Source organism: Pseudomonas sp. Pseusp88, assembly GCF_047303955.1.
Classification (GTDB): Bacteria; Pseudomonadota; Gammaproteobacteria; order Pseudomonadales; family Pseudomonadaceae; genus Aquipseudomonas.
Map to the genome: position 1 here is coordinate 45,202 of NZ_JBGLYM010000007.1, position 26,627 is coordinate 71,828.

Genomic DNA, 26,627 nt, shown 5'->3' on the forward strand with positions numbered 1-26,627 from the left:
ACGAAAAATTAGCAGCGTACAAAATGTTCATGGCGCTAAATAAAGCTTCGTCCACTAATCGACACTTTTTCTCAGAAAACTCTTACATGTTCCCCCGCATTACTCCGGCTTTTCCGGGCTTTCAGTGGCTGCTTCGCTGCGATGCAGTGCCACCTGGCGAATCGACAGACGAATCTCTGCCGGCAACACGCGCTTGGCCGCCCCTTCGGCCAGTTCGCCAAGCAGCTCGTGATAACCCAGTTTGCCATTGCTGTCCCGGCGCAATACGTCGAGGTCGAGCAGGGTCTGGATAAAGTGGCGGAACAGGCTCTTGTCGAAGAATTCCGGCGCGTTGAGGCCATGCAGGATCGACAGGCGCTGAGCCATGATCGTGCACAGGTCTTCCAGTTCTTCGGCGTTGAGGGTGTTCTTGCCGCTGTTGAGCAGCAAGGCGATGGCCATGTAGAAGCGTTGCAGGGTCTGGGCGATGGCCCGGGACAGCAGCGTCAGCAGCACAAACTCGCGAGAGCTCGGCGCCGGGCGCAGATAAACGTTGTTCTCGAAGCGCAGCAGGCCTTGTTCGACAAAGGCTTCAAGCCACTGATCGACCACCCCGTCCAGCTCTTCCAGGGACCAACGGATAAACAGCTCCGATTGCAGGTACGGATATAACGCCCGGGTGTAGCGCAGCAGCTGTTCACGGCTCATGCGCGAAGAGCTCTGGAAGAAGCTCGCCAACAGCGCGGGCAGGGCAAAGATATGCAACACATTGTTGCGGTAGTAGGTCATGAGCACGGCGTTCTGTTCGTCGAGATACAGAATCCGGCCCAGGGCGTCCTTCTGTTCGGACACCAGGTCCATGGCCTTGACGTGCTCGATCAGTGCCCGGCCATCGCCTTCCGGCAAGGTGGTATGGGGCGAATAGGGCACGCGGCGCAGCAGGGTCAGGTACAACTCCAGCACCCGCTCCATGGCCTGATCGTCCAGGGCCATGCGCTGGGTCGACAGCAGGGCCAGGGCCACCAGGTTGACCGGGTTGACCGCCGCTGCTTCGTTGAGGTGCCGGGCGACGCGCTCACCGAGGCGATTGGTGGTTTCGTTGAGCCAGGCTGGCTTGAACTGTGGGCCCAGCTCCTGTTGGCGCCAGTCCGGTTGCTCGTGATCGAGGAACTCGGCCAGTTTGATCGGCGCGCCGAAGTTGACCGAGACCTGGCCAAAGCGCTGCTTGAGAGCACCGATGACCTTGAAGATATCGAAGATCGATTCTTTCTTCTTGGCCGCGCCGCGCAGTTCACCGAGGTAGGTGCGACCTTCCAGAACCCGCTCGTAGCCGATATACACCGGCACGAAAACGATAGGCGTACGCGAGTTGCGCAGGAAGCTGCGCATCGTGATGGCGAGCATGCCGGTCTTGGGTTGCAGCATGCGCCCGGTGCGCGAGCGACCGCCTTCGACGAAGTACTCCACCGGGAAACCCTTGGTGAACAGGGTGTGCAGGTATTCGTTGAAGACGGCGGTGTAAAGCGGGTTGCCCTTGAAAGTGCGGCGCATGAAGAACGCGCCGCCACGGCGCAGCAGGCCGCCGATCACTGGCATATTGAGGTTGATGCCCGCAGCGATATGGGGTGGCGTCAGACCGTTGCGGAACAGCAGGTAGGACAACAGCAAATAATCGATATGGCTGCGGTGGCAGGGCACGTAGATGATCTCGTGGCCCGGCGCGACGTCCTTCACACCGTCGATATGGCTGACCTTGATGCCGTCGTAGATCTTGTTCCAGAACCAGCTCAGTACCACTTCGAGAAAGCGGATCGCCGAGTAGGTGTAGTCAGAGGCGATTTCATTGCCATAGCGCAAGGCCTGTTCCCGGGCCTTGGATTCGGGGATCTTTTCGCGCTCGGATTCTTCGAGGATGGCCTGCCTGACCAGCGGTTCGTCCACCAGCGCCTTGACCAGGTTGCGGCGGTGCGACAGGTCGGGGCCGATCACTGCGGTCTTGAGATTGCGAAAATGCACGCGTAGCAGGCGCTGGCTCATGCGCAGGGTCAGTTCATGACCCTTGTTTTCATTGACCAGTTCACGCAGGTGGATCGGCGCGGAGAACTGTACGCGGGTCTTGCGCCCGAGGATCAGGATGCTGACCAGTTTGCGCAGGCGTCCGGTGACCGCCCAACTGTCGGCGAACAACAGCTTCCACGGGCTCGACTCACGATCCGGAGACTGGCCCCAGAACACGCTGACCGGAATGATCTGCGCGTCTTCACCAGGGTTCTGGCTGACCGCGCCAACCAGTCGTTCCAGGGTCGGCGGCGCGCCTCGCTTGTCATGACGGCCGAGCCAGTCCGGCTCCGGGGTCAGGTAAAAGAACGCCGCCGGCTCCATCATGCCGCCCACCGAGACCGGCAGGATCGGCCGAGGCAGACCGGCCTTGCGACATTCCGTATCAATCACCGCCAGATCACTCAGGGATGGCGACTGCAAGGCGTAGAACACCGGCCGGCTGCGATCCAGATTGAGGGTGAAGGACGACTGATTGATGGTTTCCGAGCGCACCCACAGATACAGCAGGCGGCGCAGGGTGCCGAACACGAGACGGCGAAACGGGGATCGGGTCATACGGCTTCTGCTGTATTGGAGGGGACGGGCAAGGGTTTGGCCGGATTTTTGGTGGATAGTTCGGCTTACACAGATCGAACATTTGTAAGGACTAATGTGGGAGCGAATTCATTCACGAAGAGGCCAGCACAGCCGACGCATTTGTGTCGTGTTCCAAACTGCTTTCGCGAATGAATTCGCTCCCACAGATTCGCTCCTACCTTGAAGAGCTTTATTACGAGGTATGCCAGGTAATTTCTTCTTCACCATCGGCACTGATGCGGATCCAGCGGTCGGCCGCTTCGTCGCTCTCGTCTTCGACCCAGGTGCCTGGCGCGCAACGCACTTCGACGTTCAGCGCGGCGAAGGCTGCGCGAGCGCAGGCGATGTCGTCGTCCCACGGGGTCTGATCGCTTTCCAGGCACAGGCTGTTCCATTTGCCTACCGCCTTGGGGATCCATACCACCGGGATACCGTCGGCCGTGCACTTCCAGGTCTGGCCTTTCTGTGCCCAGTCGCTGCACGGGCCAATGGCGTCGGTCAGCCAGGCGGTAATAGCCTTGTGATCAACGTCGGCGTCTTTCAGGTAAATCTCGATGTCGGGCTGGCGCATAAGGGCCTCAATTGAATGCTATTGCAGTACGAAATAATCGTAACGCATGGATACGGTGACCTTGAACGGTCCTGGCTGATCGATGACCTGGGCGCGACGCTCGGCGCTGGCCCGCCAGCCGTGTGGCGTCATGGCCAGCAGATCGGCGCGGGACTGGCCGTCGATCAGTTTCAGGCTGTAGCGCAGGGTTTCGCTGTGTTGCAGCTGCATGCCCTCAGGTACCAGGGCCAGGTGTTTGTCATCAGCGTAGTCGCGGACTTCGTCGTACAGGCGCTGGCGCAGTTCCATCAGGTGATCGTTGGTCGGGCCGACACGCATCAGGCCGCCTCCGGGGCTGAGCAGGCGCTTGGCCTCGTTCCAGTCCAGGGGGCTGAACACGCTGGCGAGGAACTGGCAGCTGGCGTCGGGCAGTGGTACCCGGGCCATGCTGGCAATCAACCAGGTCAGCTGCGGGTTGCGCTTGCAGGCGCGTTTGACCGCTTCCCGGGAAATATCCAGGGCATAGCCGTCGGCATGGGGCAGGGCTTCGGCGATCTGCGCGGTGTAGTAACCCTCGCCGCAACCGATGTCGAGCCAGCGTGCCGGATTGCGTTCCGCGGCCAGTTCGGCCAGGCGCCGCGCCACCGGGGCATAGTGCCCGGCATTGAGGAAGTCACGGCGGGCTTCGACCATGGCCTGGTTGTCGCCAGGGTCGCGGCTGTTCTTGTGCTGCACCGGCAGCAGGTTCAGATAGCCCTGGCGGGCGCGGTCGAAACGGTGGTTGGCCGGGCAGACCACACCGTTATCGACGTTCGCCAGGGGCGCTGAGCAGATCGGGCAAGTCAGCATCAGGCGAGCAACTTGACCAGGGTCTGGTAGTAGATCTCGGTCAGGACGTCGAGGTCGCTGGCCAGGATGCGCTCGTTGACCTGGTGAATGGTGGCGTTGACCGGGCCCAGTTCCACGACCTGGGTGCCCAGGGTGGCGATGAAACGGCCATCGGAGGTGCCGCCACTGGTGGAAGCCTGGGTATCGCGGCCGGTAACGGCTTTGATGCTGGCCGACACGGCGTCGAGCAGGTCGCCCGGCTCGGTGAGGAACGGCAGGCCGGACAGGGCCCAGTCCACGTGCCAGTCGAGGCCATGCTTGTCGAGGATGGCGGCGACGCGCTGTTGCAGGCCTTCGACGGTGGACTCGGTGGAGAAGCGGAAGTTGAACACCGCCGTCAGCTCACCCGGGATGACGTTGGTCGCGCCGGTACCGGAGTTGAGGTTGGAAATCTGGAAGCTGGTCGGCGGGAAGAAATCGTTACCGTTGTCCCAGTGCTCGGCGGCAAGTTCCGCCAGGGCCGGTGCGACCAGATGGATGGGGTTCTTCGCCAGGTGCGGGTAGGCCACATGACCCTGTACGCCGCGAACGGTCAAGGTTGCGCCGAGGGAACCGCGACGGCCGTTCTTGACCACGTCACCGACCAGGGTAGTGCTCGACGGTTCGCCGACGATGCACCAGTCCAGACGCTCCTTGCGTGCCGCCAGACGCTCGACCACAGCCTTGGTGCCATGGTGGGCCGGGCCTTCTTCGTCGCTGGTGATCAGGTAGGCGACCTTGCCCCGGTGATTGGGGTATTCGCTGACGAAACGTTCAGTTGCAATGATCATCGATGCCAGGCTGCCTTTCATATCAGCGGCGCCGCGGCCGCAGAGCATGCCGTGTTCGTCGATCAGGGCATTGAACGGGTCGTTCTGCCAGGCCTGTACCGGGCCGGTCGGGACCACGTCTGTGTGTCCGGCAAAGCACAGCACCGGGCCGTCGCCTTCGCCGTGGGTGGCCCAGAAGTTGTCCACGTCTTCGATACGCATTGGCTCAAGCTTGAAGCCGACAGCGCCCAGGCGCTTCATCATCACGGCCTGACAGTCGGCATCCAGTGGAGTGACCGACGGACGGCGAATCAGGTCGCAGGCCAGCTGCAGGGTAGGCGAGAGATCGGCTGGGGCCGTCATGAACAGGACTCCGGTGGCAGGATTCAAGGCTTGAAAAGGCGGCTATCTTAAAGCAAAACCATGTGTAACGGCGCCAAAAGGCGCTCTATACTGCGCGCCGGTTTTTTGAGGTAAGGCCCATGAGCACTGAAGATCCGCGTTTTGCCGGTATCGCCCGTTTGTACGGCATTGAAGGCCTGGAGCGTTTGCGCGCCGCCCACGTCGCTGTGGTCGGTATTGGCGGCGTCGGCTCGTGGGCGGCCGAGGCCATGGCCCGCACCGGTGTCGGCGAGATTTCCCTGTTCGATATGGACGATGTCTGTGTCAGCAACAGCAATCGCCAGTTGCATGCGCTGGAAGGCACCGTAGGTCGGCCCAAGGTCGAAGTGATGGCCGAACGCCTGCGGGCGATCAACCCGGATGTGGTGGTGCACGCCGTGGCCGATTTTGTCACCCGCGAGACCATGGCCGATTACATCACGTCAGAGATCGACTGTGTGCTTGACTGCATTGACAGCGTCAACGCCAAGGCCGCGCTGATCGCCTGGTGCAAGCGGCGCAAGATTCAGATCATCACCACCGGTGGCGCGGGCGGGCAGATCGACCCGACCCAGATCCAGGTCTGCGATCTCAACCGCACCTACAATGACCCGCTGGCCTCGAAAGTGCGCTCGACCCTGCGCCGCGACTATAACTTCTCGCGCACACCCAATCGCCATTACAGCGTGCCCTGCGTGTTCTCCACCGAACAACTGCGCTATCCCAAGCCGGACGGCAGCATCTGTCTGCAGAAAAGTTTTGTCGGCGATGGCGTCAAGCTTGACTGCGCCGGTGGGTTCGGCGCGGTGATGATGGTTACCGCGACCTTTGGCATGGTGGCGGCGACCAAGGCAGTGGACAAGATTGTGGCGGGTGCGCGTCGGCCTTCGGAGCGGGTCAAGGCTTAATCCCTGACGCGGCGCTGCCCTGTAGGAGCTGCCTCAGGCTGCGAATGGGTCTCCCTGATGCACCGCTTTCGCAGCCTTCGGCAGCTCCTACAAAAGCGCCATCTCGCGCATGCGTTGCAGCACGGCATTGAGGCCGTTGCTGCGTGAGGGCGAGAGCTGGCGGCTCAGGCCCAGTTGCTCGAACCAGCCGGGCAGGTCGATGTGCTGCAACTCGGCGGCGGACAAGCCATTGACCCGTGCCAGCAGCAATGCCACCAGTCCGCGGATCAGTCGCGCATCGCTGGCCGCACGAAACTGCCAGTGACCATCCTCGACGCTGCCCAGCAGCCAGACCTTGCTCTCGCAGCCATGCACCCTATATTCGTCGCTCTTTTCCTCATCACTCAGGGCTGGCAGCCGTTCGCCCCATTGCATCAGCAGGCGCGCGCGCTGCTCCCAGCCTTGCGGTTGGCTGAAGCTATCCAGAGCCTCCCGGGCCTGCGTCGGCAGGCTCATCGCAACACGTCCAGGGCCTGATCGAGGCCGTTAAAGAAGTGCTGGATATCCTCTGAATCGTTGTACAACCCCAGAGACACGCGCAACGCGCCGGGCAGATCGAGGCTTTGCAGCAACGGCATGGCGCAATGATGCCCGGCGCGCACGGCGATACCCTGTTCGGTCAGTAAATGGGCGAGATCGGCGTTGTGTACGCCATCGACGACAAAGCTTGCCAGGGCCAGTTGCGGTGTGCCCAGCAGATGCACACCTTCGCGTTCGCGCAGGCCATCGCGCAGCAACTGATGCAGGGCGGCTTCATGCTCGAATACGGCGTCCTGATCCAGTTCGCCCAGGTAGTCGAGGGTGGCGCCGAGGCCTATCACCCCGGCAATCGGCGGCGTTCCGGCTTCAAAGCCCAAAGGCGCGGGTCGGAAGCTGGCCTGATGGAAGTCAGTGGTCAGGACCATTTCGCCACCAAACTGCCAGTGGCGCAGGCGTGACAGGGCGTCATGTCGGCCATACAGCACACCGACGCCATCGGGGCCGTAGAGCTTGTGGCTGGAAAATACATAGAAGTCGCAGCCCAGTGCCTGCACGTCATGGCGACCGTGAACCACGCCCTGGGCGCCATCGACCAAGGTCAGGGCGTTATGGGCTTGCGCCAGTTTTAGCAGGGCGGGCAGCGGCTGCCAGGTGCCAAGCACGTTGGACAGCTGGCTGACGGCGAGCAGGCGGGTTTTCGGGCCGATCAACTGGCTGGCGGCGGCCAGGTCGATCAGGCCATTGGCGTCCAGCGGCAACACCACCAGTTTGAGGCCGCGACGTTGCGCCAGTTGCTGCCAGGGCAACAGGTTGGCGTGGTGCTCCAGGGCGCTGACGACGATCTCGTCATCGGCCACGAACTCATGCTCCAGGCCATAGGCCAGCAGGTTGAAGGCCGAGGTGGCTCCATGGGTAAAAATAATCTGTCCGGATTCACCGGCATTGAGCCATTGACTGACATGGCTGCGGCTGTCTTCGAAGGCCTGGGTCGCCAGCATGCCCGGCATGTGCTGGGCGCGATGGACGTTGGCCGCGCCATTGACGTAGTAGCGCGTCAGAGCGTCGATCAGGGCCTGGGGTTTTTGTGCAGTCGCGGCACTGTCCAGATAGGTCTGGCCTTGCCGTTGCAGTTCGGCGATGGCTGGAAAGTCAGCACGCCAGGGGGAGGGCAGGAACATGGTCATCGATATAACCCGGTGAAGCGGGTTCGAACCGTGAGGGCCCGAACCCGGAGGCAGCATCGATCAGTTGTGAGCGTGCAGCGCTTCGTTCAGCTCGACCGCAGACTTGCGGGTCTTGCACTCTACCGCACCGGTCTGCGAGTTGCGCACGAACAACAGGTCAGGCTGGTTGGCCAGCTCCCGTGCCTTGACGACCTTGACCAGCTTGCCTTGGTCGTCCAGCAGGGCGACTTTGGTGCCGGCAGTGACGTACAGGCCGGACTCGACGGTGTTGCGATCGCCCAGCGGGAAGCCGATACCGGCGTTGGCGCCGATCAGGCAGCCTTCACCGACCTTGATCACGATATTGCCGCCGCCGGACAGGGTACCCATGGTCGAGCAACCGCCGCCCAGGTCCGAACCCTTGCCGACGAAGACGCCCGCAGAAACGCGGCCTTCGATCATGCCCGGACCTTCGGTGCCGCCGTTGAAGTTGACGAAGCCCTCGTGCATCACGGTGGTGCCTTCGCCGATGTAGGCACCCAGGCGCACGCGAGCGCTGTCAGCAATACGCACGCCGCTTGGCACGACGTAATCGGTCATTTTCGGGAACTTGTCGACGGAGAACACTTCCAGCAGCTCGCCCTTGAGGCGCGCTTCCAGTTGGCGCTCGGCCAGTTCGCCGAGGTCGACGGCGCCCTGGCTGGTCCAGGCAACGTTCGGCAGCAGCGGGAAGATCCCGGCCAGGCTCAGGCCGTGCGGCTTGGCCAGGCGATGGGACAGCAGGTGCAGCTTCAGATAAGCCTCTGGTGTCGAGGTCAGAGCGGCGTCTTCGGCCAGCAGCGTGGCGACCAACGGCTTGTGGCTCTCGGCCAGACGGGTCAACAGGGCAGCCTGAGTGGCATCGACGGACTTGACCGCGTCGGCCAGTTTCGAGGCCACATCAGTGGTGAACGTGATGGCCTGGTTGCCGTCGGTGTAACCCAGGATCGGCGCGATGGCAGCGACCAGTTCGGCAGACGGGTTGAGCAGGGGCTGGGCGTAGAAAACTTCCAGCCAGGTGCCTTGACGGTTTTGAGTGCCAACGCCGAAGGCCAGGCTGAACAGGGAAGTGGACATGTAAATACCTCTAGATTAAAAGGCCATCTCAATCAGGCGATGGCCGCTGCGTACAGTTCAGGTTTAAAGCCAATCAGGGTCTTGTCGCCGAGATCCAGCACCGGGCGCTTGATCATCGAAGGCTGCGCAAGCATCAGCTCGATGGCCTTGGCCTGATCGAGATCGGCTTTCTGCGCATCGTCGAGCTTGCGAAAGGTCGTGCCGGCGCGGTTGAGCACCACTTGCCAGCCGTGTTCGTTGCACCATTGGGTCAGGTGCTCACGATCGATACCGACCGCCTTGTAGTCGTGGAACTGGTAACTCACACCTTTTTCATCGAGCCAGGTGCGGGCCTTTTTCATGGTGTCGCAGGCCTTGATGCCGTACAGGCTGATAGCGCCGTGACCACTGGTGGAATTGCCCATCGCCAGAATGTCCCCATGGAATCCGAAAAAAACAGCCGGGGATTATGCCATGCCATTGCATCCGGCGCCCGGTCTGTCTCGATATCGCGGCTGCCCGTGAATGGCTGCAAGCTCTATACAGCATGAGGGATGACAGGATGCTGTACGACAGGGGTTTATTTTTCAGTATCGGAATGAAGACCTGTAGGAGCCGCCTTGGTGGCGATCGAGTGCGAAGCGCTCGTAATAGCATCGTGACTGATCTGACGCCATCGCCAGCAAGCCGGCTCCGACAGGAACTCGCGCAATCCAGTCGAGCTCATACCTAGGTGTAAGGCACAGCGCGTGCCCGAGCGGCTAGGATGGGGCTCAGTCATTCGCAGCGTTCAGCGCCTGTCAGGAATATCTGCATGCAAACTGCCTACACCGTCCTTATTCTGCTGACCGTGGTCGCAGTGTCCAGACCCCTCGGACGGTTGCTGCCCATCCCGTTGCCACTGGTGCAGATCGGGGCCGGCGCTTTGCTGGCCTGGCCGAGCCTGGGGTTGCACGTGGCCCTGGACCCGGAGCTGTTCCTGTTCCTGTTCCTTCCGCCTTTGCTGTTCTCCGACGGCTGGCGCATGCCCAAGCGTGAATTGTGGCGCTACCGGGGACCCATCCTGACCCTGGCGGTGGGCCTGGTGCTGTTCACCGTGGTCAGCGCGGGCTACTTCATTCACTGGTTGTTGCCGGATATCTCATTGCCCCTGGCTTTTGCCCTGGCGGCGGTGCTGTCACCCACAGATGCTGTGGCGGTATCGGCCATTGCCCGTGACCGGATGCCGGGCCCTCTGATGTATATGTTGCAGGGCGAGGCCTTGATGAACGATGCCTCGGGCCTGGTGACGTTCAAGTTTGCCCTCGCTGCAGCCCTGACCGGGTTGTTTTCCCTGGCCGACGCCAGCCTGACTTTCGTCCTGGTGGCCTGTGGCGGCCTGGCGATCGGCGTGGCGTTGAGCTGGCTGCTCGGCCGTATGCGCAGCTGGATGATTGATCGCGGATGGGATGATCCGGCGGCCCATGTCGTGTTCATGCTGCTGTTGCCTTTCGCGGCCTACGTATTGGCCGAGCGCCTGGGGGCCTCGGGCATTCTTAGCGCTGTGGCGGCAGGGATGATGCAGAGCTGGGTTGACCTGCTGCCGCGCCAGACCAGTACCCGTCTGCTCAATCGCAGCGTCTGGGCGCTGTTGGAGTTCGCTTTCAATGGCCTGATCTTTCTGCTCTTGGGCCTGCAACTGCCGGACATTATCGGCGCCGTGGTGCATGACCAGCCGACCCTGTGGCCGGTGCTGCTCTGGCGTTGCCTGGATGTACTGGCGATTTTCCTGGTCCTGCTGGCCCTGCGCTTTGTCTGGGTACAAATGTTCTGGCGACTGCGGGTGCTGATCGATAACAAGCTCGGCCGGGACAGCGCCACTGGCGTATTGACGGCCAGGGCCTGTTGGTTGCTGACAGTTGGCGGAGTGCGCGGCACGGTGACGCTGGCGGGAGTGTTGTCGGTGCCGATGTTGATGGGGGCCGGTGTGGCGTTCCCGGTACGGGACATGATGGTATTCATAGCTGCCGGGGTGATTCTGTTATCGCTGATCTCTGCATGCGTGGCCTTGCCGTTGTTGCTGCGCGGCATAGCCCTGACGCCCGATCAGGTGACCAGACAAGAGGTGCAGCAGGCCTGGAAAAGCACAGCCGAAGCGGCCATTCGCGCACTGGAAGTCGAGGCGCCGGCCGCAGGCGATGGCGTCATGGATGCGGCACAGGCAGCGATGGCCACGGAGGTCAAGGCGCGGATCATGTCGGAATATCGCCATCAACTGGAGGTGTTCAATGACACCTCGGAAGCTCAGGCGCTGGCCTGGCGCATGGATCAGCTGGAGCGTCGCCTGCGAGTGTCCGCTTTGCGTGCGCAGCGTCTGGAGTTGTATGCGCTACGGCGTCATCACAAGATCGGCGATGATGCCTTGCGCCAGGTATTGAGTGAGCTGGACCTGATCGAGGCGCGGTTTTCGGCGAGGTAACTCAATTGCCTGAGTTGCAATGATATTGCGTAGGAACCGGCTTGCTGGCGATAGCGCCGGATCAGTCACTGATGATATTGCGAGCGCTTCGCACTCGATCGCCACCAAGACGGCTCTCACGGGTATGGCGCGCTGTCAGTCATTTCTTCAGTCCTGAAACCGTTTCGTCAAAATCCGTTGTTAGGGTCGAGTATCCATTTTGATACAGAGCCCGGATTTCATGGCCACTACCAGCGAATCGATCACTTCCTATTACAAGAATATTCTCGGTCGTGAGCCCGATGCCGCCGGTCTTGCCTACTGGACCGCGCAGGTAGAATCCGGTGGCGCAAAACTCGCGGATGTCGTGACCAGTTTCACGACCTCAACCGAGTCGGTGACCATGGTGCAGCCGATTATCGCGCTGTATCAGGCCGCTTTCGGCCGTACCCCGGACACTGCGGGTCTGCAGTACTGGACCCAACAGGTGCGCAGTGGCGCCTCACTGGACGACGTCACCCAGTCGTTCGCCCAGTCCACCGAGTTCGCCAGCGTATCGGGCGGCTCGGTCTCACAGTTGGTGTCTGCCCTCTATCAAAACACCCTGGGCCGGGCTCCGGATGCTGCGGGCCTGGGTTACTGGACCGCGCAGTTGAGCAATGGCGGTAGTGTTTCGAAAATACTGTTTTCCTTCACGACATCGACCGAAGGGCAGAGCATTACCAGTGACAAGGCTCAGGTCGTCCTGACCTACCAGGCGATTGTCGGCCGTTCACCCAGCAATACCGAACTCAACACCGCGCTGCAGTCCAAAGGCGCCCAGAGCACCACGGACCTGGTCAATAAGCTGGCCACTAACCTGATCACCAACGGCGCCCCGGCGACTGCGCCAACAGCACCCACCACGCCGGTCAATCCGGTGACGCCGGTCGATCCGCCAGCCCCGCAGCCCACCGAGTTCACGTTCAAACCCAAGGTCGGCAGCACCTTCGGTTCGTCCGATGCTTCCGGCGTGGTCACTTGGGGCAACTACATCATTGTCGGCGATGACGAAGCCAACGTGGTGCGGGTCTATGACAAAAGCGGTGGCGCGGCCATCAGCGAGTTCGACTACGGCACGGCACTGGGGCTCACCGGTGAGATGGACTTCGAAGCCATGGCTCTGGTCGGCAACAACCTGTACCTGACCGGCTCCCACAGTAACGACAAGAAAGGTGTAGAGGCCCCCGGTCGTGAAGTGATTACCAGCCTGAAAATCACCGCCGTCGACGGCAAACCGACCTTCTCGGTGACTGCCGACAAATACACCGGCCTGGTGGCCGCGCTGACGGCCTGGGACGCTGCGGGCGCGAACGGTAAGGCAGCAGGCTACTACGGCTTTGCCACGTCAGCCGGCCCGGGCATTGCCCCGGAGAATACCAATGGTTTCTCCATCGAAGGCATGACCACCTCCAGTAACGACGGTGCTCTGTGGCTGGGCTTTCGTGCGCCGCAGATGGACAACGTCGTTCGCGACAAAGCCTTGATCATCGCCGTGACCAATTACAAGGACGTGCTGGCCGATAGCACCAAGGCACCGAACTTTGAAGCCATCGAGCTGAACCTGGGCGGTCGCGGTATTCGCTCCATCGACAAGGCCACTGACGGCAGTGGCTACCTGATCATTGCCGGTCCTTCGGGCGGCGCCAGCGCCGATGTGCCGAACGATTTTCGTCTGTTCACCTGGGATGGTGACAAGGCCCACCAACCCACCGAGCTGGATAACAACCTCGATACCCTGCTCAAGGCCACCGGCGGCAGCTTTGAATCCATTGCCTCGCCCACCAGCATCAAGGCTGGGACCCAGATCCTGTTGCTGCAGGACAATGGCGACACGGTATGGGCTGGCCAGACCAAGGCATCCAAAGACCTCAACGCTGCCGATCAGCAGTTCAAAGGCAATCTGGTCACCGTGGGCAACCCGGTGACCGACACCACCGCGCCCAAGCTGGTCGGCAGTACGCCAGCCAACGCGGCGACCGGGGTTTCGAAGAACACCGCCAGCATCACCCTGACTTTCGACGAAGGCGTGGCGCTGGGCAGCGGCAAGATCGTGCTCAAGGATGGCAACGGCAATGTCGTGCAGACCTTCGACAGCGCCAGCGCTGGCGTGAAGGTGGATTACAACAAGGTCATTCTGACCCCGACGGCCAAGCTCGCCGCCAATACCCAGTACACTGTGGAACTGCAGGCCAAAGCCGTAGCCGATCATTACGACAACGCCATCGCCAGCCAGAACATCACCTTCAAGACCACAGAAGCGCCGCACTACAACCTGCTGATCAGTGAGGTGGCCTCCAACTCCACCGGTGGCGACTTCGTCGAGCTGTATAACTACGGCACCACCACCATTGACCTGTCCAACTGGAAGTTCACCGACTCTGACGGCAAAACCTTCGTCTCGGGTGTTTCCCTGGGCAGCAACCTGCAGCTCGCCGCCGGCAAGACCCTGGTCATTGCGTCGGTGAAGGATTCAGCCTTGAGCACATTCAAGTCGGCGTGGAACCTTACCAATGCCAGCAACGTCATCAGCGTTGACGGACCGGGCCTTGGCAAAGGCGATGGTGTGGTGATCTACGACCAGAACGGTAACGTGGCCACGGCCTTCAACTACGGTGCTTCGGCGTTTGACGCGGACGGCACGTCCATCGCTACCTCGGCCATTACCAGCGGCACATTCAAGGCTGGCAGCCATACCGGGACGGCGTTCGGCGGCTCGAAGGACAGTTATACGGCGGTGTGGGACCAGACGTCCTCCAGTGATCCGCATTACACCTATGCGAAGTCCGGTACTTTGGGCGCCTATGCTCAGGTTGGCGATGCCAACTCCATCGGCTCACCGGGCGTGGACATTGCTCTCACAGGACAGCCGTTGGCTGCCTGACGGGGCATTTTGGAGAGAGGGTCTGGCAGTCGGAGTCGAAAGGGCGGCTCCGTTGGAGCGAGGCTTGCCCGCGACCCGGTTGGTACTTCTGGCACATTATTGCGGCTGAAAAACTGCTTTCGCGGGCAAGCCTCGCTCCAACGGGGGAGGCTAATCCCAATCAGCTCGCCGAAGTCTTCGTCGGGTTGATGGTCGGTGCCGTCGCTGGCGTTGTGTTGTTGGCAATCCCTGCTTTGATCTGGGTGGGATCTTCGTCCTCAGCCCCTGGCTCGTCGCTCGTCTGGGCCAGCACTTCGAACAGGGTCGGCGGGATTTTGTTGTCGTCGGTCGGATTTTTGATACTGGCGATGCCATTCTCCACGGCCAGGCGCTGTTGCAGCCAGGTCGTCGAATTGCGCTCTTCCGGGCTGACGCTTGTGAGGAAGCTCAGCGCGGCATTCAGGCGAGCGGCGTCATTGCCGGCGTACGGGTCGACAAAGTTGCCAGCCTGGCTGCTTGGGCCTTTGTAGATGCCGATGGCCAGGGAGATCTGCTGGCTCATGGCATTGCTGGCGGCGTCCTGCTCGTCCTTGGTAAACAGGCCACCCTGGTTGCTGCTGATCGCATACAGCGAGCGGCGGTCGAGGTCGCCGAGCAGAGAGTTGGTGTCGCGACCTTCCGGGCTCTTGGCGTCGTAAGGACTGCCGCTGGCTTTCATCTGCGCGTATTTGTCATCCAGGCTTTTGCGGGCAGCGGTGGCGACATCGGCGAATGACAGGCCTTTGGAACTTGAGACCAGGCCTGGATTGGCCACGGCCATCATCAGGGCGCTGGCGCTCATATTCGAGCGAGTTGGAAAGTAGGGCGCCGCGTAGGAGGTCTTCTGGCTTAGTTCGACCGCAGTGCTGGACAACGTCAGGCTGTCGGCGCCCGGCGTTTTCTCATCCTGCCCGGTTGCTGCGGTGGAGGCCGTTTGGGTGCTGCTGGCGCTGGTGCGACTGGCGGCATCGACGCTTTTGTAGGCTGAGGTGAAAGTGTTGAGTAGATTCGAAAGCGGATTCATAAGGCCTTCCCTGATTTTTATGAGTTCAGGGGATATCGGCTGATTCGTATCGGACTTGATACAAAAGTTATCGCCGCGCCGCAGCACCTTGCGTGCTGCGGCAGGGCACGCGCTTACTTGCTGACGAAATCGCGAATCCTTTCCGCCGCTTCGATGCATTCGGCCAGCGGCGCAACCAGTGCCATGCGCACACGGCCAGCGCCGGGGTTGAAACCGTCGACTTCCCGTGACAGATAGGAGCCCGGCACCACGGTGACATTCTGGTCGACGAACAGGTCGCGGCAGAACGCGGCGTCATCGGTGCCGACATTCGGCCACAGGTAGAAGCCGCCATCCGGGCGCTGCACGTCCATCACCGGGGCGAGTATATCCAATACGGCGTCGAACTTTTCCCGGTACAGGGTACGGTTGGCGCGTACGTGCTCTTCATCGTTCCACGCCGCAATACTGGCCAGCTGGGTTTGTACCGGCATGGCACAGCCGTGGTAGGTGCGGTAGAGCAGGAAGGCCTTGAGGATCTCGGCATCGCCGGCGACGAAACCCGAACGCAGGCCCGGCAGGTTGGAGCGCTTGGACAGGCTGTGGAACACCACGCAGCGCTTGAAGTCCTGGCGACCGAGGGCGGCGCAGGCGCTCAACAGGCCCGGCGGCGGAGTGTCTTCGTCGAAGTACAGCTCGCTATAGCACTCGTCGGCGGCGATCACGAAGTCGTACTGGTCGGCCAGGCCGATGAGCTTCTTCAGGGTTTCCAGCGGAATCAGCGCCCCGGTCGGGTTGCCCGGCGAGCACAGGAAAAGGATCTGGCAGCGCTTCCAGATATCCGGCGAAACGGCATCGAAGTCAGGATTAAAGCCGTGTTCGGCCAGGCAGGGCAGGTAATGCGGCTTGGCGCCAGCGAGCAGGGCTGCACCTTCGTAGATCTGGTAGAACGGGTTAGGGCTGACTACCAGACCGTCGTCGCTGCGCTGGACCACGGTCTGGGTGAAGGCGAACAGTGCTTCCCGGGTGCCGTTCACTGGCAGCACGTTGCGCGCCGGATCGATCCAGCCTGTCGGCACGTCAAAACGGCGTTCACACCAGCTGGCGATAGCTTCGCGCAGGGCGGGAATGCCCAGCGTGGTCGGGTAGACCGCCATTTGATCGAGATTGTCGGCCAGGGCCTTGGCGACGAAATCCGGCGAGCGGTGCTTGGGTTCGCCAATCGACAGGGCGACCGGACGCTTGTCGGGATTGGCTGTCACGCTGCCGAGCAGGGCGCGCAGTTTCTCGAACGGGTAGGGTTGCAGGTTTTGCAGGGCATCATTCATGGGTGTGTGTTCTCAATAGCCGGCGCCCTTGTAAAGGGGCGCTCTCAAGTCGAATCAAATACTCAGGCGCATCTCGCCACTGGGGTCCTGGCTGACACTCAGTTGTTCAACGATGGCGTCCTGCAGGCGGCTGCACAGTTGCGGGTCGGACAACGGCTGGCCGTTGGCATCGGTAATAAAGAACACGTCTTCCACGCGCTCACCCAGAGTGGCGATCTTGGCGTTCTGCAGGGACAGGTCGAACTCGACGAAGATCTTGCCGATCCGTGCCAGCAGGCCGGGGCGATCCGGTGCCGAAAGTTCGAGGATGGTCACCGGACGCTGGGCATCGTTGAGGATGGTCACCTGGGGTGCGAAGGCGAAATGCTTGAGTTGACGTGGCACCCGGCGCTTGATGATCGTCGGGTAATCGTCCGGGTTGTGCAGGGCTTCACTCAGGCCTTTGCGGATCCGTTCGATACGCTCCGGGTCCTTGCCGATCGAGCCGTTATCGCTGTCCAGAACGATATAGGTGTCGAGGGTAAAGGCGCTGCTGGAGGTGATAATGCGTGCGTCATGGATGTTCAGGTTCAACTGGTCCATGGCCGCCACGGTCACGGCGAAGAAGTCGTGCTGGTCGGGGGCGTAGATGAAGATCTGCGTCGCGCCCTCGAATTCGCGCTGGGTGGTTTCCTTGATCAGCACCAGGGGACCGCCATCAACGGGCTGCTGCAGGATCGCGTCACTGTGCCAGGCGACATCTCCGGCGGTGTGGCGCAGGAAGTAGTCGTCGCCCAGGCCGGACCACAATTGCTCGACATCGTCCGGATCGGTGCCGTTGCGCACGAGGATATCCAGGGCGGCGATCTGCGTGCGGCGAATCTGTTCTTCGCGATCGACCGGGTTTTCCAGGCCGCGGCGCAGAGCACGCTTGGTCTCGGTATAGAGTTGGCGCAGAAGGCTGGCGCGCCAGGAGTTCCACAGCGTCGGGTTGGTCGCGTTGATATCGGCGACGGTCAGCACGTAGAGGTAATCCAGGTGGGTTTCGTCGCCGACGAACTGGGCGAAATCATGGATCACCTGCGGGTCGGACAAGTCCTTGCGCTGGGCGGTAGTGGACATCACCAGGTGATGGCTGACCAGCCAGACGATCAGGCGCGTGTCCCAGGTCGGCAGGTGATGGCGGATACCGAAGGCTTCGGCGTCCACCGCGCCCAATTCCGAGTGATCACCGCCGCGGCCCTTGCCGATATCGTGGTACAGCCCGGCGAGGTAGATCAGCTCCGGCTTGGGCAGTCGGGCCATGATTTTGCTGGCCAGCGGGAATTTCTCCGACACCTGGGTGTACTGAAGCTTACGCAGATGCTTGATCAGGTTCAGGGTGTGGGCGTCTACGGTATAGATATGGAACAGGTCGTGCTGCATCTGCCCGACGATATGGCCAAACTCGGGCAGGTAGAGGCCGAGGATGCCGTAACGGTTCATCCGCCGCAGGTTGCGGTGAATGCCGATCTCGCACTTGAACAGCTCGATGAACAGGCTGGTATTGCGAATATCGTTGCGGAAGTCGTCGTTGATCAGGTGGCGGTGTTCGCGCAGCAGGCGAATGGTGTCGGCACGCACACCCTTGATTTCCGGGTTCTGGGCCATGAGTACGAAGATCTCGATCATGGCAAATGGCGTGCGCTTGAACACGTTGACGTTGGTCGCTTCGATATAGCCATCATGCAACTGGAAGCGCGAGTTGATCGGCTGGGTATTGCCGTTCCCGTCCTCGGACAGGATCACTTCCTCGAAGTGCTGGATGATCAGGTCGCTGAGCTCGGCGATGCTCATCACCACGCGGTAATACTTCTGCATGAAGCGTTCGATGGCCAGCTTGGCGTCGCTGTCCTGATAGCCCAGCAGCCCGGCGATGGTGCTCTGGTAGTCGAACAGCAGGCGGTCTTCCGAGCGTCCGGCAAGCATGTGCAGCGCATAGCGCACCTTCCACAGGAATTCCTGGGAGGAGGCCAGCAGGTTGTTTTCGCTTTCAAGCAAAAAGCCCTGGCCGGCCAGGGCATGCAGATTCAGGGTGCCGTACTGGCGACGGGCTACCCAGAGGATGGTCTGAATATCGCGCAGGCCGCCGGGGGAGCCTTTTACATTGGGCTCCAGGTTGTACTCGGTGTCGTTGTACTTGTGGTGGCGGGTCTTCTGCTCGGCGCGTTTGGCCAGGAAGAATTCCTTGCTCGGCCACATGTTCGCCGTGCTGGTGACATCGAGCATGCGCTGGCGCAGGCGCTCGGGACCGGCAATGGTGCGGCTTTCCATGAGGTTGGTGATGACGGTGAGGTCCGCCCGGCCTTCCTGGGCGCATTCGTCGACCGAGCGTACGCTCTGGCCGACTTCCAGGCCGATGTCCCACAGCAGGGTTAAAAAACGCTCAATGGAATCGCGGAAGACTTCGTGATCGGCACTGTCGAGGAGGATCAGCAGGTCGATATCGGAATACGGGTGCAATTCGCCGCGCCCGTAGCCGCCCACGGCGAGCAGGGCGATATCGGCTTCTTCACTCCAGTCGAACTGGTCCCACGCCTGTTGCAGGATGTTATCGACGAACCAGGCGCGGTCCTCGATCAGGCGCCGAATCTCACGGCCCGAGCGGAAACGTTCATCAAGGACGTCGCGAGCATGGCGAATGGCTTTCTTGAAGGCCGCGATGGGGCTGGCTTTCAAGGCCAGTTCAGCCTGGAACTGGCCGCGGTCGAACAAATCGGGATCCACCTGGGGCATGGAACTGCTTTCCTTTATATCGCTCTGGCGGCGTTGCGGGCGGCGGACAGTTGACTGCCAGCCGTCCGGCGTTGCGCTCGATCAGGCCGCTGAGGTGCGGGCAATGGTGTCGTCGCTGCGCAGGGTAAAAATCTCGTAGCCGTCGGCAGTAACGAGGATGGTGTGCTCCCACTGGGCCGACAGCTTGCGGTCCTTGGTGATCGCAGTCCAGCCGTCGCCCAGCAGGCGGGTTTCGGCGCGGCCCTGGTTGATCATCGGCTCGATGGTGAAGGTCATGCCTTCCTGCAGTTCCATGCCGGTACCCGCCTTGCCGTAGTGCAGCACTTGCGGCTCTTCGTGGAACACCTTGCCGATGCCATGACCGCAGTATTCGCGGACCACCGAGAAGCCGTTCTTTTCAGCGTGTTTCTGGATGACTTCGCCGATATCCCCCAGGCGCGCGCCCGGACGGACCATCTCGATACCCTTGTACATGCATTCCTGGGTGATCTTCGACAGGCGCTCGGCCCACTCCGGGACCTTGCCGACGTGGAACATCTTGCTGGTGTCACCGTGATAGCCGTCCTTGATGACGGTCACGTCGATGTTCAGCACGTCGCCGTCTTTAAGCGGCTTTTCGTTGGGAATGCCGTGGCAGACCACATGGTTGATCGAGGTGCAGATGGATTTGGGGAAGCCCTTGTAGTTCAGCGGCGCAGGAATGGCCTTCTGCTCGTTGACGATGTAGTCATGGCAGATGCGGTCCAGTTCGTCGGTGGTGACTCCAGGCTTGACGTAGGCACCGATCATTTCCAGAACATCGGCGGCCAGGCGACCGGCGATACGCATCTTTTCGATGTCTTCAGGGGTTTTGAGGGTGACGGTCATACAAACTCTCTCGGGCGCGGCGTGCACGCGGCAAATACGGAAAACGCTGATTCTATCAGACCGTCGGCGACGGGTGATTATCGTGTCTTCTATATAAGGAGTAATCTGGCGGTCACAAGGTCTGCGTTGTGTGTTCCGTTATCCAACCTTTTGTGGTATAAAATGCGCCGCTTTCCGGGTATGCCCGTGAAAGCACAAACCCACACACGTGTCGACACGATGACCTGGGTGCCTTCGGCTCGAGCCGCTGGTTGGTCATTGGGATACGTGGAGGCCTAACCCGACTTATCAAGGAACTATCATGTCCCAAGTCAACATGCGCGATATGCTGAAGGCCGGTGTGCACTTCGGTCACCAAACCCGTTACTGGAACCCGAAAATGGGTAAATACATTTTCGGCGCGCGTAACAAGATCCACATCATCAACCTTGAAAAAACCCTGCCTATGTTCAACGAAGCGCTGACTTTCGTTGAGCGCCTGGCTCAGGGCAAAAACAAGATTCTGTTCGTCGGCACCAAGCGTTCCGCTGGCAAGATCGTTGCTGAAGAAGCAGCACGTTGCGGTTCGCCGTACGTCGATCACCGCTGGTTGGGCGGCATGCTGACCAACTTCAAAACCATCCGTGCCTCGATCAAGCGCCTGCGCGACCTGGAAATCCAGGCCGAAGACGGTACTTTCGCCAAGCTGACCAAGAAAGAGGCGCTGATGCGTACTCGCGATCTGGAAAAGCTGGATCGTAGCCTGGGTGGTATCAAGGACATGGGCGGTCTGCCTGACGCACTGTTCGTCATCGACGTTGATCACGAGCGCATCGCGATCACCGAAGCCAACAAACTGGGTATCCCGGTCATTGGCGTCGTTGACACCAACAGCAGCCCGGAAGGCGTTGACTACATCATCCCGGGCAACGATGACGCAATCCGCGCTATCCAGCTGTACATGGGTTCGATGGCTGACGCTGTTATCCGTGGTCGCAACAACACTGCTGGCGGCACCGACGTTTACGTCGAAGAAGCTCCAACAGCTGCTGTAGAAGGCTGAGAGGCTAGCGCCTGACGCTTACTCAGTGCGCAAAAAGGGGGCTAGGCCCCCTTTTTGCCTCCTGGAAAACCAGTTGCTGACGTTAACGTGGCCCTGTTGTCATGTTTGGCTGTCAGCCTGTGCTTTCAAGAATTTTGAACGCCCGCATTGCGGGTGGAATGGTTTAAGACCTATCCAAAGAGGATTTTAAAATGGCAGAGATTACTGCAGCGTTGGTCAAAGAACTGCGCGAGCGTACCGGCGAAGGCATGATGGATTGCAAAAAGGCCTTGACCAAGGCCGGCGGCGACATCGAAAAAGCCATCGACGACATGCGTGCTTCGGGCGCAATCAAGGCCGCCAAGAAGGCAGGCAACATTGCTGCTGAAGGCGCTATCGGCGTCAAGGTCAGCGAAGATGGCAAGCGTGCCATCATCATCGAAGTCAACTCTCAGACTGACTTCCTGGCCCTGCAGGACGATTTCAAGAACTTCGTGACCGCCAGCCTGGAAAAAGCCTTCGCTGACAACGTCACCGACGTCGCTCCGCTGATCGAAGCGCAAGAGTCCGCACGTACCGCCCTGGTTGCCAAGGTCGGCGAAAACGTCAACATCCGTCGCCTGGCCAACATCGAAGGCGATGTGGTCAATGCTTACCTGCACGGTAACAAGATCGGCGTGGTTGTGGTCCTCAAAGGCGGTGACGCTGAGCTGGCCAAAGACATCGCGATGCACGTAGCGGCAAGCAACCCTGAGTTCCTGCTGCCTTCGGAAGTTTCGGCCGAAGCCATCGAACGCGAAAAAGGCGTCTTCCTGCAGTTGAACGAAGACAAGATCAAAGGCAAGCCTGCTGAAATCGTCGAGAAAATGGTGGGCGGTCGCATCACCAAGTTCCTGGCCGAAGCGAGCCTGGTTGAGCAGGCGTTCGTCAAGAACCCTGAAATCAAGGTTGGTGATCTGGCCAAGAAAGCCGGCGCTGAAATCGTTTCGTTCACCTACTTCAAGGTTGGTGAAGGCATCGAGAAGCCAGTTGACAACTTCGCTGAAGAAGTCGCTGCTCAAGTAGCTGCCAGCAAGCAGTAAGACGGTTTTACGACTGTCGACCCGAAGAGGCTGCCCGCTCACGCGCGCGGCCTCTTTTTCAAAAGGGAAAAGTGTTTGTTTTCCCTGAAGATGTAGCTTACAAGGCGACATCTTTGTGACGCTGTAGCAGCGTCAGGCTAGAGTTAGCGCAGGTTGAAAGAGCCTGTAAGATTTTTTTCAAGTAAACGCCGCAGGAGAGATTCGCAATGGCTCAGCAGGGCAGTGGTCATCAGGCTCGCTATAAACGCATTCTACTCAAACTTAGCGGCGAGGCCCTGATGGGGTCTGAAGAGTTCGGCATCGATCCCAAGGTCCTGGATCGCATGGCGCTCGAAGTCGGCCAGTTGGTGGGGATTGGCGTCCAGGTCGGCCTGGTCATTGGCGGTGGCAACCTGTTCCGTGGTGCCGCTCTGAGTGCCGCTGGTATGGATCGCGTTACCGGTGACCACATGGGTATGCTGGCTACGGTGATGAATGCCCTGGCGATGCGCGATGCGCTGGAGCGTGCCAATATCTCGGCTATCGTGATGTCGGCGATTTCCATGGTGGGTGTGACCGACCACTACGATCGTCGCAAGGCCATGCGTCACCTCAACTCCAAGGAGGTGGTGATTTTCGCCGCCGGTACCGGTAACCCGTTCTTTACCACCGACTCCGCAGCATGCCTGCGAGCCATTGAAATCGACGCCGATGTCGTACTCAAGGCAACCAAGGTCGATGGCGTGTACACCGCAGACCCGTTCAAAGACCCTCATGCAGAGAAGTTCGATCATCTGACTTACGATGAAGTGCTGGATCGCAAACTGGGTGTCATGGATCTCACGGCTATCTGCCTGTGCCGCGACCATAATATGCCCCTGCGGGTCTTCAACATGAACAAGCCCGGCGCCCTGCTGAATATCGTGCATGGTGGCGCTGAAGGAACACTGATCGAGGAAGCTCAACAATGATCAACGAAATCAAGAAAGACGCTCAGGAGCGCATGCAGAAGTCCCTCGAGTCGCTGAACCATGCATTTGGTCAGATTCGTACCGGCAAGGCCCACCCGAGCATTCTGGGTAGCGTGATGGTGCCTTACTACGGCGCTGATACGCCCTTGAGCGGTGTTGCCAACGTCACCGTGAAAGACTCCCGGACCCTGCAGGTCGTGGCTTTCGAGCGCAACATGCTTGCCGCAGTCGACAAGGCGATCCAGAGCGCAGGCCTGAACCTCAACCCGACCAACCTCGGCGAGATGCTGTTGATCTCCATGCCGGCCCTGACTGAAGAAACCCGCAAGGGCTTCACCAAGCAGGCGCGCAGTGCCGCTGAAGATGCCCGTGTTGCCGTGCGCAACATTCGCCGCGATGCACTGGGCGACATCAAGAAGCTGGTCAAGGACAAGGAAATCAGCGAAGACGAAGAGCGTCGTGCAGCCGCCGACATCCAGAAGCTGACCGACAAGGCTGAGGCAGATATCGACGCGGCTACCAAGGTGAAAGAAGCGGACCTGATGGCCGTATAAGGGCCGGGAAGCTTTCATGGAAAAGACAAAGCTGACAGCACTTACATCAGTGCCGCGTCATGTAGCGATCATCATGGATGGCAATAACCGCTGGGCGAAAAAACGCCTGCTGCCCGGTGTCGCCGGGCACAAGGCGGGCGTTGACGCTGTCCGTGCGGTCATCGAGGTGTGTGCCGAGGCCAAGGTCGAGGTGCTGACCTTGTTCGCTTTCTCCAGTGAGAACTGGCAGCGTCCGGCTGAAGAAGTCGGTGCGCTGATGGAGCTGTTTTTCACGGCCTTGCGCCGTGAAACACGGCGTCTGAATGAAAACAACATCAGCTTGCGCATCATTGGCGATCGTTCGCGTTTTCACCCCGAGCTTCAGGCCGCGATGCGTGAGGCGGAGCAGGCCACAGTGGGGAATAACCGCTTTGTCCTGCAAATCGCCGCCAATTATGGTGGGCAGTGGGATATTGCTCAGGCAGCCCAGCGACTTGCCCGGGAAGTTCAGGCGGGCCATTTGCGCCCTGAGGATATCTCCCCGGAACTGCTGCAGACCTGTCTGGCGACGGGCGATCTGCCGCTGCCGGATCTGTGCATCCGTACGGGCGGGGAACACCGCATCAGTAATTTCCTGCTATGGCAGCTGGCCTATGCCGAGCTGTATTTCTCCGACCTGTTCTGGCCGGACTTCAAACACGATGCCATGCGCGCCGCGCTGGCAGATTTCGCTTCGCGTCAGCGCCGCTTCGGTAAAACGAGCGAGCAGGTCGAAGCTGGAGCCCGGGCTTAATGCTGAAACAACGAATCATTACGGCACTTATTCTGCTGCCGATTGCGCTGTGTGGATTTTTCCTGCTCTCCGGCGCAGGTTTTGCCTTGTTTATCGGCCTGGTAGTCACGCTGGGTGCCTGGGAATGGGCACGTCTGGCCGGTTTCAATGCTCAGCCGGCTCGCCTGGGCTATGCCGCACTGGTGGCGGTGCTGCTGTTTGTGCTGAACCTGCTGCCAGGGATGGCGCCATGGGTGCTGGGGGGGGCGATGATCTGGTGGGTCGCGGCGACCTACCTGGTATTGACCTATCCGGCCTCCAGTGAGCGCTGGGCCAGTGTTGCCAGCAAACTGGTGATCGGCCTGCTGATCCTCCTGCCGGCCTGGCAGGGGCTGGTTTTGATCAAGCAGTGGCCGCTGGGCAACTGGCTGATCCTAGCTGTCATGGTGCTGGTCTGGGGTGCTGACATCGGTGCCTACTTTTCCGGCAAGGCCTTTGGCAAGCGCAAGCTGGCGCCCAAGGTCAGTCCTGGCAAGAGCTGGGAAGGTGTTTATGGCGGTCTGGTCGCCAGCCTGATGATTACCCTGGTGGTGGGTCTGCTTCGCCACTGGTCGGCATCGGAGCTGTTGTTCGGCCTGCTGGGTGCAGCGGTGGTGGTGTTTATTTCCGTCGTCGGCGACCTGACCGAAAGCATGTTCAAGCGTCAGTCCGGTATCAAGGACAGCAGTAATCTGTTGCCGGGCCATGGCGGTGTGCTGGATCGCATCGACAGCCTGACGGCCGCCATTCCGGTGTTTGCCGTACTGCTCTGGGCTGCCAACTGGGGTGCTCTGTGAGTCGTGCCCAGCAGATTACCGTTCTGGGGGCCACTGGTTCGGTAGGCCTTAGCACTCTGGATGTCATTGCCCGTCACCCGAGTCTCTATCAGGTCTTTGCCCTCACCGGTTTCACTCGCCTGAAAGAGCTGCTGGCCTTGTGTGTGCGCCATGTGCCGCGCTATGCCGTGGTGCCAACCCAGGATGTGGCGCGCAAGCTCCAGGATGATCTGGTGGCTGCCGGTCTGGACACACGGGTTCTGGTCGGTGAAGAAGGCCTTTGCGAAGTCGCCCGGCATGCCCAGGTCGATACCGTGCTGGCGGCCATTGTCGGCGCGGCCGGGCTGCGGCCGACGCTGGCGGCGGTCGAGGCGGGCAAGAAGGTGTTGCTGGCCAATAAAGAGTCGCTGGTGATGTCTGGCAGCCTGTTCATGCAGGCCGTGCGACAGCATGGCGCAGTACTGCTGCCCATTGACAGCGAGCACAATGCAATCTTTCAGTGCATGCCCGCTGACTATTCCCGCGGCCTGAATGCCGTGGGTGTTCGGCGAATCCTGCTGACTGCTTCAGGCGGGCCGTTTCGTGAGACAGCGCTGGCCGAATTGCATGACGTTACGCCCGAGCAGGCCTGCGCCCATCCGGTATGGTCCATGGGACGCAAGATATCCGTGGACTCGGCGAGCATGATGAACAAGGGGCTGGAGCTGATCGAGGCCTGCTGGCTGTTCGATGCGCGACCGGCCCAGGTCGAAGTGGTGATCCATCCGCAGAGCGTGATTCATTCCCTGGTCGATTATGTCGATGGTTCGGTGTTGGCCCAGTTGGGTAACCCGGACATGCGTACGCCAATCGCCAACGCTCTGGCATGGCCGGTGCGCATCGATTCGGGGGTTGCGCCTCTGGATTTGTTCGGCATTGCCCGGCTGGATTTTCACGCTCCCGACGAACGGCGTTTTCCCTGCCTGCGTCTGGCCCGTCAGGCCGCCGAGGCCGGTAACAGCGCTCCGGCGATTTTGAATGCGGTAAACGAAGTGGCAGTGGCAGCGTTTCTCGATCGACGCATCCGTTATCTCGAGATCGCGAGTATGATCGAGGACGTTCTGGATCGGCAGCCGGTCATTGCACTGGATGAGCTGGAGACGGTATTCGAAGTGGACTCAAAAGCGCGCGTGCTGGCCGAGCAGTGGCTTGGTCGTAACGGGCGGTAAGTAAACAGACGGTGACTGGGCTGGTTGTTGTGCAAGGTCAGGGGGGG

The 26,627-nt window shown here is 60.6% G+C and carries 22 protein-coding genes; 10 read left to right on the top strand and 12 right to left on the bottom strand.

Annotation, left to right across the window (positions count from 1 at the left end; genetic code table 11):
• Positions 1-99 precede the first annotated feature (99 nt).
• The 4 genes from plsB to dapE all read right to left on the bottom strand — a co-directional run bounded on the left by plsB (position 100) and on the right by dapE (position 5,166).
• Positions 100-2,595 (bottom strand): glycerol-3-phosphate 1-O-acyltransferase PlsB, encoded by a 2,496-nt coding sequence (gene plsB / locus ACCD02_RS11495; protein ID WP_413301449.1) that lies wholly within the window; start codon positions 2,593-2,595, stop codon positions 100-102.
• A gap of 214 nt (positions 2,596-2,809) precedes the next feature.
• A complete protein-coding gene (locus tag ACCD02_RS11500) occupies positions 2,810-3,187 on the bottom strand; it encodes a hypothetical protein (protein WP_413301451.1) in 378 nt (125 codons plus the stop codon).
• Positions 3,188-3,205: 18 nt separating this feature from the next.
• Positions 3,206-4,015, bottom strand: a complete 810-nt coding sequence (locus tag ACCD02_RS11505) for a putative RNA methyltransferase (protein ID WP_413301453.1) — start codon at positions 4,013-4,015, stop codon at positions 3,206-3,208.
• Positions 4,015-5,166, bottom strand: a complete 1,152-nt coding sequence (gene dapE / locus ACCD02_RS11510) for a succinyl-diaminopimelate desuccinylase (protein ID WP_413301455.1) — start codon at positions 5,164-5,166, stop codon at positions 4,015-4,017. The genes ACCD02_RS11505 and dapE overlap by 1 nt, the downstream gene beginning before the upstream one ends.
• Before the next feature lie 119 nt (positions 5,167-5,285).
• Between dapE and tcdA the strand changes: the two genes are divergently transcribed.
• Positions 5,286-6,092: a tRNA cyclic N6-threonylcarbamoyladenosine(37) synthase TcdA gene (tcdA, locus tag ACCD02_RS11515; protein WP_413301457.1), complete on the top strand. Its 807-nt coding sequence runs from the start codon at positions 5,286-5,288 to the stop codon at positions 6,090-6,092.
• An 87-nt stretch (positions 6,093-6,179) separates the two neighbouring features.
• On the opposite strand, the gene ACCD02_RS11520 is transcribed toward tcdA, so the two are convergent.
• The 4 genes from ACCD02_RS11520 to ACCD02_RS11535 form a co-directional block, all read right to left on the bottom strand.
• On the bottom strand, positions 6,180-6,587 hold the full coding sequence (locus ACCD02_RS11520; protein WP_413301459.1) for a SufE family protein: 408 nt from the start codon (positions 6,585-6,587) through the stop codon (positions 6,180-6,182).
• A complete protein-coding gene (locus tag ACCD02_RS11525) occupies positions 6,584-7,789 on the bottom strand; it encodes an aminotransferase class V-fold PLP-dependent enzyme (RefSeq protein ID WP_413301844.1) in 1,206 nt (401 codons plus the stop codon). The genes ACCD02_RS11520 and ACCD02_RS11525 overlap by 4 nt, the downstream gene beginning before the upstream one ends.
• Before the next feature lie 66 nt (positions 7,790-7,855).
• Positions 7,856-8,890 carry a 2,3,4,5-tetrahydropyridine-2,6-dicarboxylate N-succinyltransferase gene (gene dapD / locus ACCD02_RS11530; protein ID WP_413301461.1) on the bottom strand — a complete coding sequence of 345 codons (1,035 nt, stop codon included), beginning with the start codon at positions 8,888-8,890 and terminating at the stop codon, positions 7,856-7,858.
• A 32-nt stretch (positions 8,891-8,922) separates the two neighbouring features.
• Positions 8,923-9,294 carry an ArsC family reductase gene (locus ACCD02_RS11535; RefSeq protein WP_413301463.1) on the bottom strand — a complete coding sequence of 124 codons (372 nt, stop codon included), beginning with the start codon at positions 9,292-9,294 and terminating at the stop codon, positions 8,923-8,925.
• 389 nt (positions 9,295-9,683) lie between these two features.
• On the opposite strand from ACCD02_RS11535, the gene ACCD02_RS11540 reads away from it, so the two are divergent.
• Positions 9,684-11,327 carry a Na+/H+ antiporter gene (locus ACCD02_RS11540; protein WP_413301465.1) on the top strand — a complete coding sequence of 548 codons (1,644 nt, stop codon included), beginning with the start codon at positions 9,684-9,686 and terminating at the stop codon, positions 11,325-11,327.
• A gap of 199 nt (positions 11,328-11,526) precedes the next feature.
• Positions 11,527-14,229: a DUF3616 domain-containing protein gene (locus ACCD02_RS11545; RefSeq protein ID WP_413301467.1), complete on the top strand. Its 2,703-nt coding sequence runs from the start codon at positions 11,527-11,529 to the stop codon at positions 14,227-14,229.
• 160 nt (positions 14,230-14,389) lie between these two features.
• Here ACCD02_RS11545 and ACCD02_RS11550 read toward each other — a convergent pair whose 3' ends face one another.
• The 4 genes from ACCD02_RS11550 to map all read right to left on the bottom strand — a co-directional run bounded on the left by ACCD02_RS11550 (position 14,390) and on the right by map (position 20,199).
• Positions 14,390-15,271, bottom strand: a complete 882-nt coding sequence (locus ACCD02_RS11550; RefSeq protein WP_413301469.1) for a hypothetical protein — start codon at positions 15,269-15,271, stop codon at positions 14,390-14,392.
• A gap of 113 nt (positions 15,272-15,384) precedes the next feature.
• Entirely contained in the window at positions 15,385-16,578 is a 1,194-nt protein-coding gene (gene dapC, locus ACCD02_RS11555; protein ID WP_413301470.1) for a succinyldiaminopimelate transaminase, read from the bottom strand.
• Positions 16,579-16,632: 54 nt separating this feature from the next.
• Positions 16,633-19,332 carry a [protein-PII] uridylyltransferase gene (locus ACCD02_RS11560; protein ID WP_413301472.1) on the bottom strand — a complete coding sequence of 900 codons (2,700 nt, stop codon included), beginning with the start codon at positions 19,330-19,332 and terminating at the stop codon, positions 16,633-16,635.
• A gap of 81 nt (positions 19,333-19,413) precedes the next feature.
• Positions 19,414-20,199: a type I methionyl aminopeptidase gene (gene map / locus ACCD02_RS11565; protein WP_413301474.1), complete on the bottom strand. Its 786-nt coding sequence runs from the start codon at positions 20,197-20,199 to the stop codon at positions 19,414-19,416.
• 301 nt (positions 20,200-20,500) lie between these two features.
• On the opposite strand from map, the gene rpsB reads away from it, so the two are divergent.
• From rpsB to ispC, 7 genes are all read left to right on the top strand, one after another.
• Entirely contained in the window at positions 20,501-21,241 is a 741-nt protein-coding gene (rpsB, locus tag ACCD02_RS11570) for a 30S ribosomal protein S2 (protein ID WP_413301476.1), read from the top strand.
• 191 nt (positions 21,242-21,432) lie between these two features.
• Positions 21,433-22,302, top strand: coding sequence for a translation elongation factor Ts (gene tsf, locus ACCD02_RS11575; protein WP_413301478.1), 870 nt, complete (start codon positions 21,433-21,435; stop codon positions 22,300-22,302).
• Between the two features lie 206 nt (positions 22,303-22,508).
• Positions 22,509-23,252, top strand: a complete 744-nt coding sequence (gene pyrH, locus ACCD02_RS11580; protein ID WP_259109926.1) for a UMP kinase — start codon at positions 22,509-22,511, stop codon at positions 23,250-23,252.
• Entirely contained in the window at positions 23,249-23,806 is a 558-nt protein-coding gene (gene frr / locus ACCD02_RS11585; RefSeq protein ID WP_413301480.1) for a ribosome recycling factor, read from the top strand. Before pyrH ends, frr begins: the two co-directional genes overlap by 4 nt.
• Positions 23,807-23,822: 16 nt before the next feature.
• Entirely contained in the window at positions 23,823-24,578 is a 756-nt protein-coding gene (gene uppS, locus ACCD02_RS11590) for a polyprenyl diphosphate synthase (protein ID WP_413301482.1), read from the top strand.
• Positions 24,578-25,393: a phosphatidate cytidylyltransferase gene (locus tag ACCD02_RS11595; protein WP_413301484.1), complete on the top strand. Its 816-nt coding sequence runs from the start codon at positions 24,578-24,580 to the stop codon at positions 25,391-25,393. The genes uppS and ACCD02_RS11595 overlap by 1 nt, the downstream gene beginning before the upstream one ends.
• Positions 25,390-26,580 (top strand): 1-deoxy-D-xylulose-5-phosphate reductoisomerase, encoded by a 1,191-nt coding sequence (gene ispC, locus ACCD02_RS11600; RefSeq protein ID WP_413301486.1) that lies wholly within the window; start codon positions 25,390-25,392, stop codon positions 26,578-26,580. Before ACCD02_RS11595 ends, ispC begins: the two co-directional genes overlap by 4 nt.
• Positions 26,581-26,627: the final 47 nt, after the last annotated feature.